7 protein-coding genes are annotated in these 7,965 nt (G+C 69.6%); 5 read left to right on the top strand and 2 right to left on the bottom strand.

Annotation, left to right across the window (positions count from 1 at the left end):
- The 5 genes from VFB40_RS28645 to VFB40_RS18805 all read left to right on the top strand — a co-directional run.
- The coding region (locus tag VFB40_RS28645) for a GNAT family N-acetyltransferase (RefSeq protein WP_414642112.1) at positions 1-172 on the top strand (172 nt) is incomplete at its 5' end.
- Positions 173-426: 254 nt separating this feature from the next.
- Positions 427-1,041, top strand: a complete 615-nt coding sequence (locus VFB40_RS18820; RefSeq protein WP_324852446.1) for a response regulator transcription factor — start codon at positions 427-429, stop codon at positions 1,039-1,041.
- A gap of 265 nt (positions 1,042-1,306) precedes the next feature.
- Complete coding sequence (locus VFB40_RS18815) at positions 1,307-2,803, top strand: DUF7405 family protein (RefSeq protein ID WP_324852444.1); 1,497 nt, start codon at positions 1,307-1,309, stop codon at positions 2,801-2,803.
- 85 nt (positions 2,804-2,888) lie between these two features.
- Positions 2,889-4,430, top strand: coding sequence for a 3' terminal RNA ribose 2'-O-methyltransferase Hen1 (locus tag VFB40_RS18810; protein WP_324852442.1), 1,542 nt, complete (start codon positions 2,889-2,891; stop codon positions 4,428-4,430).
- Positions 4,427-7,042: a polynucleotide kinase-phosphatase gene (locus VFB40_RS18805; protein WP_324852439.1), complete on the top strand. Its 2,616-nt coding sequence runs from the start codon at positions 4,427-4,429 to the stop codon at positions 7,040-7,042. Before VFB40_RS18810 ends, VFB40_RS18805 begins: the two co-directional genes overlap by 4 nt.
- A gap of 107 nt (positions 7,043-7,149) precedes the next feature.
- Here the strand turns inward: VFB40_RS18805 and VFB40_RS18800 are convergent, their stop codons facing one another.
- Both VFB40_RS18800 and VFB40_RS18795 read right to left on the bottom strand, forming a co-directional pair.
- Positions 7,150-7,554, bottom strand: coding sequence for a hypothetical protein (locus VFB40_RS18800; RefSeq protein WP_324852437.1), 405 nt, complete (start codon positions 7,552-7,554; stop codon positions 7,150-7,152).
- A gap of 206 nt (positions 7,555-7,760) precedes the next feature.
- A partial coding sequence (locus VFB40_RS18795) for a hypothetical protein (RefSeq protein ID WP_324852435.1) occupies positions 7,761-7,965 on the bottom strand: 205 nt, incomplete at its 5' end.

The following is a 7,965-nucleotide window of genomic DNA, read 5'->3' as shown; positions in this document are numbered from 1 at the left end:
CCGCGCCGCCGGTTTCCGCGCGATCCAGTTCAACGCGGTCGTGGAGACCAACATCTACGCGGTGCGTCTGTACGAGTCCCTCGGATTCAAGATCGTCGGCACGGTGCCGGAAGCCTTCCACCACCCGGGCGAAGGCTATGTCGGGCTGCACATCATGCACCGCATGCTCTGAGGGGCGCTACAGCAAGACCAAGGTACACATCTGACGCAGTTGTCTAGACCTATTGCCAGATTGGTCCAGTACGGCTACGTTCCGCGCAAGGCCGCACACGCGAGCGTACCCACTGAAGCCCAACGCCCGGCGCGCGGCAGACAGATCCGGCCCGGTTCGGTATGGCGCACCGATCCGCGTCCGGCGGTACTGGGAGCCAAGATGAGCGATTCCGGCGGGTCCTGAAGACCGGGCACCCGGAGCGGCGCCTCAGGGTGATCGTTCAGAGTCCTGATCCACTGTCGCGCGAGCTGATCGCCGGTCTGCTGCGCGGGCATCCGCGGGTCGGCGTGGTGCTGCTCGCCGCGGACGAAGCACAGCCGGCCGCGGCCCGGCGCTGCGACCACGCATGCTGCCTCCCCGATGCCGTGGTCGTCGACACGCCGCTGACCGCGCGCGAGCTCGACGTGCTGCGGCTGCTCAGCCTCGGGCGGCGCTCGACCGAGGTCGGCGAGCTGCTCGGCGTGAGCGCGCGCACCGTGGAGAACCACAAGCGCCGCATCTTCGCCAAGCTCGACGTGCACGGCGAGACCCAGGCGGTCGCCGAGGGGATCCGGCGCGGCCTGCTGCGGCGGCAGCCGGCCAGCCGCCCGGCGCGGCTGACGGCGCGCGAGTCCGAGATCATCAGCCTGGCCGCGGCGGGCAGCTCGGTGAAGCAGACCGCCCGCGCGCTCAACATCTCGGTCAAGACGGTGGAGAGCATCCAGAGCCATCTGTTCCGCAAGCTCGGGGTGAGCAGCCGCACCGGCGCGGTCGCCGCCGTATACGGACGCGATGACGCTCGACCTGCGCGATCGGCCGGAGCCGGCGGTCCCGCCCAAACCACCTAAGGGATTTCCGTCCTATCGAGTCGCACGTCCCTTATATACCGTGCCCGCGGAGGGGGGAAGCGCCGAGAGAGCGGATCCGCACGTGTCGTCGTCACCAGAGATTCCGGGAGAACAGACTCCCGCGTCGCCCACCCCAGCCACCTGTCCCGTCCGGCACCGGCCACGACCGCAGGCCTATCCCGATGCCCCGTCCTCTGCCGAGTCCGCTGCCCAGCCCACTGACCAGCTCACTGCCCGGCCCGATGCCGAGTCGCCGGCCCGGCCGGTGCACACGATCCTCGGCCAGCCGAGTCGCCGCGTCGTCCTCAAGGGCACCGGGGCGCTCGCCGCGGCGCTGGGCACTCTTGAGCTGACCGGGCGCGCCGCCCGAGTGCCGATCCGCGAGGCGCTGCCCGGCGCGATGAACGCGGGTTCGTCGCTGCCTGACATCCAGTTCGACATCGGCAACTACATCGCTCCGGCGCAGACGATCAACGGCGTGCCGGTACGCTTCGGGCCGGTCTACACGACCTTCCTCACCGCGCGACTCCTGCGCACCCCGACCAAGGCCGACCAGAGGATGCTCGCCAACGCGCTGAACACCATCGAGGCGAACTACCCGTTCGCGGCGGGCGGCATCTTCACCTTCATCGCCTACGGCATCCCGTACTTCAACCGGCTGCCCGGCGGCTTGAACGGCGGCCTCGTCGCCAGTGCGATGCCGCGCCTGGCCGCGAATCACAGCCGCTACGTCTTGGAGGAGGCGGTACCGAGCCCCACCGACGTCTCCTCGCTGAACCCGGGCATCAGCAAGGTCCGTTTCAACGTGCCGGTGCAGATCGAGTCGAACGACATCCTGATCACCCTGCGCGGCGACGACTACTCGTATGTCGCGGACGTGGTCAGCTGGCTCGGCGGCAGCAACACGATCGCCGGGCGGTCGATCGCCTCGCCGCGGTTCTCCGGCCTGCTCGCCTTCACCGCGAGCCGGGCCATGTTCCAGCAGATGGGGCTGCCCAGGTTCGTGGCGGCGACGCACGATCTGCCGTTCGCCCCGTTCATCCATCCGCAGTCGCCGATGTGGATGGGCTTCGCCGATCAGCAGGTGGACGGCAGCGGACCGGCCGCCATCACCACCTTCGCCGGGAACGCCTCGGCCCGGCTGACCACAGCCATCGCAGGGGACTACTTCGACAACGGCGCGATCCAGCACCTCTCCCACGACATCCTCGACCTGGTCCAGTTCTTCGACCTCGACGACACCGGCACTCCCGGCAGCGACGGCACGTTCACCGAGCGCGTGCAGTACATGTTCCGCTCCACCCCGCCGCCCTCGCTCGGCAACCCGGACCAGTTCACCAACGGCGGCGGTCCGTCGTTCCTCGACAACACCTTCAAAGGCACCGGTGACGCACTGACCAGCGCCCAGGGGATCGGCACGCCGGGCAACGAGCACCGCATGGGCCATCTCTCGACGCTGCAACGCTCGTCGCGCGCGGCCGACGGGACGCCGATCCACATTCGGATGGACGGACCCGGCTTCGACGCGATGGATGTTCCCGACGGCAGCAGCCAGCCGAAACTCCAGTTCACCGTGTTCGTGCCCAGCGCGGACTTCTTCGCGACGATGCGCAGCCACCAGGCCTCGCTCGACCTGGCCGCGCAGTACAACGTGGCGGTGACAGACAACGGCCTTGAGCGCTTCATCACCGCCACTCGCCGCCAGAACTTCCTCGTCCCGCCGCGCCGCCACCGGGCGTTCCCGTTACTCGAGCTGACCTGAGGCGGCCGCGCCGTACGCTACGGCGGGCAAACACGGCCGGTAAACCGGTGGGCGCAGATCGCCGGGGTGCGTCAAACTCGTGCGCATGCTGGTCACGATCACGGCGACGCGCCCACCCGGGGCCGACTGGCCCGCCACCGACCTGGGCTACCTGCTGGCCAAGAACCCCGAGCGGGTGCAGGGCTTCGAGCACGCGTTCGGGCGCTCGCAGGTGTTCTACCCGCGGGCGGACGAGGCGGCGTGCACGGCGGCGCTGCTGCTGGAGATCGACCCGATCGCGCTGGTCAAGAACAGGAACCTGGACTCGGCTGACTTCTCGTTGTCGCAGTACGTCAACGACCGGCCGTACGCCGCCTCGTCCTTGCTGGCCGTCGCGCTCGGCCAGGTCTTCCGCACCGCGATCCGGGGCACGTCCAAGGAACGGCCGCTGCTCGCCGCGACCGCGCTGCCGCTGACGATCCAGCTGCCCGCGGTCCCGGCCGCCGCGGCACTGGTCGAGCGGCTTTTCGCACCGCTGGGCTGGGAAGTCGCCGCCGTACCGATCGCGCTCGACCCGGCGTTCCCGGACTGGGGCGCGTCAAGGTACTGCGATGTGACGCTGACCGGAGTGCTGCGGCTGGCCGACGCGCTGAGCCAGCTCTACGTCCTGCTGCCGGTGCTGGACGGCTCGAAGCACTACTGGATCTCGGCCGAGGAAGTGGACAAGCTGCTGCGCGCGGGCGAGGCCTGGCTGCCGGGGCATCCGGACCGCGAGCTGATCACGCGCCGCTACCTGGGACGCCGCCCTGCCCTCGTGCGCACCGCGCTCGGGCGCCTCGCCGAGATTGACGAGGTCGCTGAGAGCGAGCTGGACAACGCCGTCGATCCCGCCGAAGCCGAGTCCGTCGGAGGCGAGCCTGCCGAAGGCGCGACGGCAGCGTCGCAGACCGCTGCGGAGGGCGAGCCCGCGCCAGGCCCGGCCGAGCAGCCCACAGCCGCGGAGGTGCGCAAGCAGTCGTTGGCCGCACATCGCCGCGATGCCGTGCTGGCCGCGCTCAAGGACGTCGGCGCGAAGCGCGTACTGGATCTGGGTTGTGGCGGTGGGGCGCTGCTTCGTGCCCTGCTACACGATCGCTTCTTCACCGAGATCGTGGGCGTGGACGTCTCCGCGCGCGCCCTGCAGTACGCCGCACGCGGTCTGCGCCTTGACCGGCAGCCCGAGATGCTCGCCCGCCGGATGAGGCTGAAGCAGGGCTCGTTGACGTACACGGACGCGGCGCTGAAGGGCTATGACGCGGCCGTGCTGATGGAGGTCATCGAGCACGTGGATCCGCCGCGTCTCGGCGCGCTTGAGCACGCGGTGTTCGGCGCGGCGCGACCGTCGACGGTGATCGTTACCACGCCGAACGCTGAGTACAACGTGCTGTACGAGACGTTGGAGGCCGGGCGGATGAGGCATCGTGACCACCGGTTCGAGTGGACGCGCGCGCAGTTCGCCGACTGGGCCCTGCGGGTCGGCGCGGCTCACGGTTACGCGGTCGAGTACCGACCCGTGGGCGAGGTGGATCCCGAGCGCGGGCCCTCCACGCAGATGGCTGTTTTCACGGATGCGGCGCTGACCGCCGGCTCGAAGGAGGTGGCGGCATGACGATCGAGGCGCCGCCCGTCGCCGTGCAGTCGGCTGCCAGGACCCTGACGATTCCGGAGCTGTCCCTGGTCGTGTTGGTCGGGGTCACCGGATCGGGCAAATCCACGTTCGCCCGCACGCATTTCAAGGGCACGCAGATCATCTCCTCCGATGTGTGCCGCGGTGTCGTGAGCGACGACGAGAACGATCAGAGCGCGACCGCGGACGCCTTCGCGCTGGTGCACCACGTCGCCGGAGTCCGGCTGCGCCGCGGCCTGCTGACGGTGATCGACGCCACCAGCGTGCAGCGCACCGCCCGCGAGGCTCTGGTCAAGGTCGCGCGCGAGCACGACGTGCTGCCGGTGGCCATCGTGCTCGACCTGCCGGAAAGCGTGTGCCGGGAGCGCAATGCGCGCCGGCCGGAGCGGGCGATGGTCGGCCCGCACGTGATCACGCGACAGCGCAAGGACCTCAAGGCGGGTCTGCACGGCCTGGAGCGCGAGGGCTTCCGCAAGGTGCACGTGCTGCGCTCGGTCGAGGAGGTCGAGCAGGCGGTCATCGAGTACGAGAAGGCGTACAACGACAAGCGCGAGCTGACCGGGCCGTTCGACATCATCGGCGACGTACACGGCTGCCGCGCGGAACTGGAGTCGCTGCTCGTCCGGCTGGGGTACGCGCTCGTGCGAGACGAGCAGGGCCGGCCGATCGACGCGCTGCCGCCTGCCGATCCCGAGACGGGCGTGGCGCGCACCGCGGTGTTCGTCGGCGACCTGGTCGACCGGGGTCCGGACACGCCTGGAGTGCTGCGCCTGGTGATGGGCATGGTCGAAGCCGGACACGCGCTGTGCGTGCCCGGGAACCACGAGAACAAGCTGGTACGCGCGCTGACCGGGCGCAAGGTTCAGCACACCCATGGACTGGCCGAGTCGCTTGAGCAGCTCGGCCGGGAGAGCGAGGACTTCCGCAAGCGCGTCACGGAGTTCTGCCGCGGGCTGATCAGCCACTACGTGCTTGACGGCGGACGGCTCGTGGTCGCGCACGCCGGGCTCAAGGAGGCCTACCAGGGCCGCGCTTCGGGCCGCGTGCGCTCGTTCGCGCTGTATGGCGAGACGACTGGCGAGACCGACGAGTACGGTCTGCCGGTGCGCTACCCGTGGGCCAACGAGTACCGCGGCAAGGCAGTAGTCGTATACGGCCACACTCCCGTGCCGCGCCCAGCCTGGGTCAACAACACCATCTGCCTGGACACCGGCTGCGTGTTCGGCGGTGAGCTGACGGCGCTGCGTTACCCCGAGCGTGAGCTTGTCGCGGTGCCTGCCGAGCAGGTCTGGTACGAGCCGGTCCGGCCGCTGACCGCCGACGACTCAAGCTCCGGCGTGCACCGGGAGCCGAGCGTGCTCGACCTCGGCGACGTGCTCGGGCGGCGCACCGTCGAATCGCGGCTCATGGGCAACCTGGTCGTGCGCGAGGAGAACGCGGCGGCGGCGCTGGAGGTGATGAGCCGCTTCGCGGTCGATCCGCGCTGGCTGGTCTACCTGCCGCCGACCATGGCCCCGGTGGCCACCACGCCGCGCGAGGACTTCCTGGAGCATCCGGACCAGGCCTTCGACTACTTCCGCGAGGCCGGCGTCGACACAGTGGTGTGCCAGGAAAAGCACATGGGTTCGCGCGCGGTGGTGATTCTCGCCCAGGACGAGAAGGCGGCCGCGGAGCGCTTCGGGGTCGACGACGGCTCCACCGGCGTCGTGGTCACCCGCACCGGCCGGCCGTTCTTCGAGGACTCGGCGGTCAGCGCGGCGCTGCTGAACCGCGTACGCAAGGCCCTCGGCGAAGCAGGGCTCTGGGACGAGCTGGCCACGAACTGGCTGGCGCTGGACTGCGAGCTGCTGCCCTGGTCCGCGAAGGCGATGGGCCTGCTGCGCGACCAGTACGCCGCGGTCGGCGCCGCCGCGCGCGCTTCGCTCGGTACGGCAGTCGAGTTGCTGGATCAGGCGGCGGCACGTGGCCTGGATGTGGCCGGGCTGCAGGCGGAGCAGTCTAAGCGGTTGGCCGACGCCAGGTCATTCACGAGCGCGTACGGCCGTTACTGCTGGCCGACATCCGGTTTGGAGGGCGTGCAGCTCGCGCCGTTCCAGATCCTCGCGGCCGAAGGCTCTGTGTACGCCACCCGGGACCACAGCTGGCACCTGGACCGGCTCGACCGGTTGTGCGCCGCCGATGCGCAGCTGTTCCGCCGCACGGACCGCCGCGTCGTCGAACTCGGTGACGCGCAGCAGGTCGCAGACGCGACAGCGTGGTGGGAGCGGATGACCGGGAACGGCGGCGAGGGCATGGTGGTCAAGCCGCACGGCGCGCTGGTGCACGATGGACGACGGATCGTGCAGCCGGGCGTCAAGTGCCGCGGACCCGAGTACCTGCGCATCATCTATGGCCCCGAGTACCTGGAGCCGCGTAACCTCGCCCGGCTGCGCAAGCGCTTCCTCGGCCGCAAGCAGTCTCTGGCGTTGCGCGAGTACGCCCTGGGCTTGGAGGCTCTGGAGCGCTTCGTCGCGCACGAGCCGCTCTACCGGGTGCACGAGAGCGTGTTCGCGGTGCTCGCCCTGGAGTCGGAACCGGTCGATCCGCGCCTCTGACCGTGCCGTTCGATCAGCCGAACCCGGCGGATCGAACGGCACGGTCAGCAGCACCCGATGATTGCGTCACGGACCGATCGCGACGAAGTACCCGTAGACATCGATGATCAGTTGCAGGCTGCCGCCGCTGCCGTTGTAGAAGTCGACGGTGTTGTCGCTCGGGATCTCGGGAAGCCGAGGTTCGCCACGGTGTTGTTCGCCGTGAAGTTGAGCGTCGACGTGTTCGGCACGACCGCCGTCTGTTGCCCGTCGTCGCTGTTGTCCGGGAACACGGTCAGGTACCCGGAAGCGGTCGTCTGGGTGACCGTCGAGTTGACCACGATTCCGGTGAGCACGGCGTTCGGGTCCAGTCGTCCGAGTCCCTGGTCCATCGCGACCAGATAGGCGTCGCCGCCGGGCAGCGCCGCTCCCGCGCTCTTGCGGGTGTCGAGCCGACGGAACGGCGTGACCGGCATGTACGACGAGGCGGGCGCCGAACTGAAGTAGCCGTAGATGTCCGCGATGAGGTGCACCGGGCCGCCGGCGACGGCCAGGTCGATATAGCCCGTCCGCGCCCACGGGAACGATCGCCGCGTTGGCTACGGCCGGACCGGGCTCGAAGTCGAGGTTCGACACAGTCGGCTGCGCGTTGCCGTCCGGGAACGCGGCGACATAACCGCCGGTGGACGCATTCGCTTCGGTCAGGTTCAGCGCCACGGCGGTTACGCCGGCCGGGACATTACCGACTCCGGCCACCTTCAGCCGAACCGGAGTGCCCTGTCGCACAGTCGGATACGGGTAGCTCGATGTACGGCTGGTTCTCACTCTGATTGTCGACCGCCGCGAAGTTGTCGTGGACGCCCTGCCCGGTCTGCGTGCGGAACGCGTCGGCCTGTCCGGAAGCGTAGGTGGTTCCGGCCCAGACGTACGAGCCGCTGCTGCCG

The organism is Actinocrinis sp. (assembly GCF_035650855.1).
Classification (GTDB): Bacteria; Actinomycetota; Actinomycetes; order Streptomycetales; family Catenulisporaceae; genus Actinocrinis.
The sequence above is the reverse complement of the archived record's forward strand: the minus strand, read 5'-3'. Positions and strand labels throughout refer to the sequence as shown.

Excerpts from the sequence above, each read along its gene's own strand:
- VFB40_RS18810 (WP_324852442.1), top strand. The coding sequence starts at position 2,889 with ATGCTGGTCACGATCACGGCGACGCGCCCACCCGGGGCCGACTGGCCC.
- VFB40_RS18805 (WP_324852439.1), top strand. The coding sequence starts at position 4,427 with ATGACGATCGAGGCGCCGCCCGTCGCCGTGCAGTCGGCTGCCAGGACC.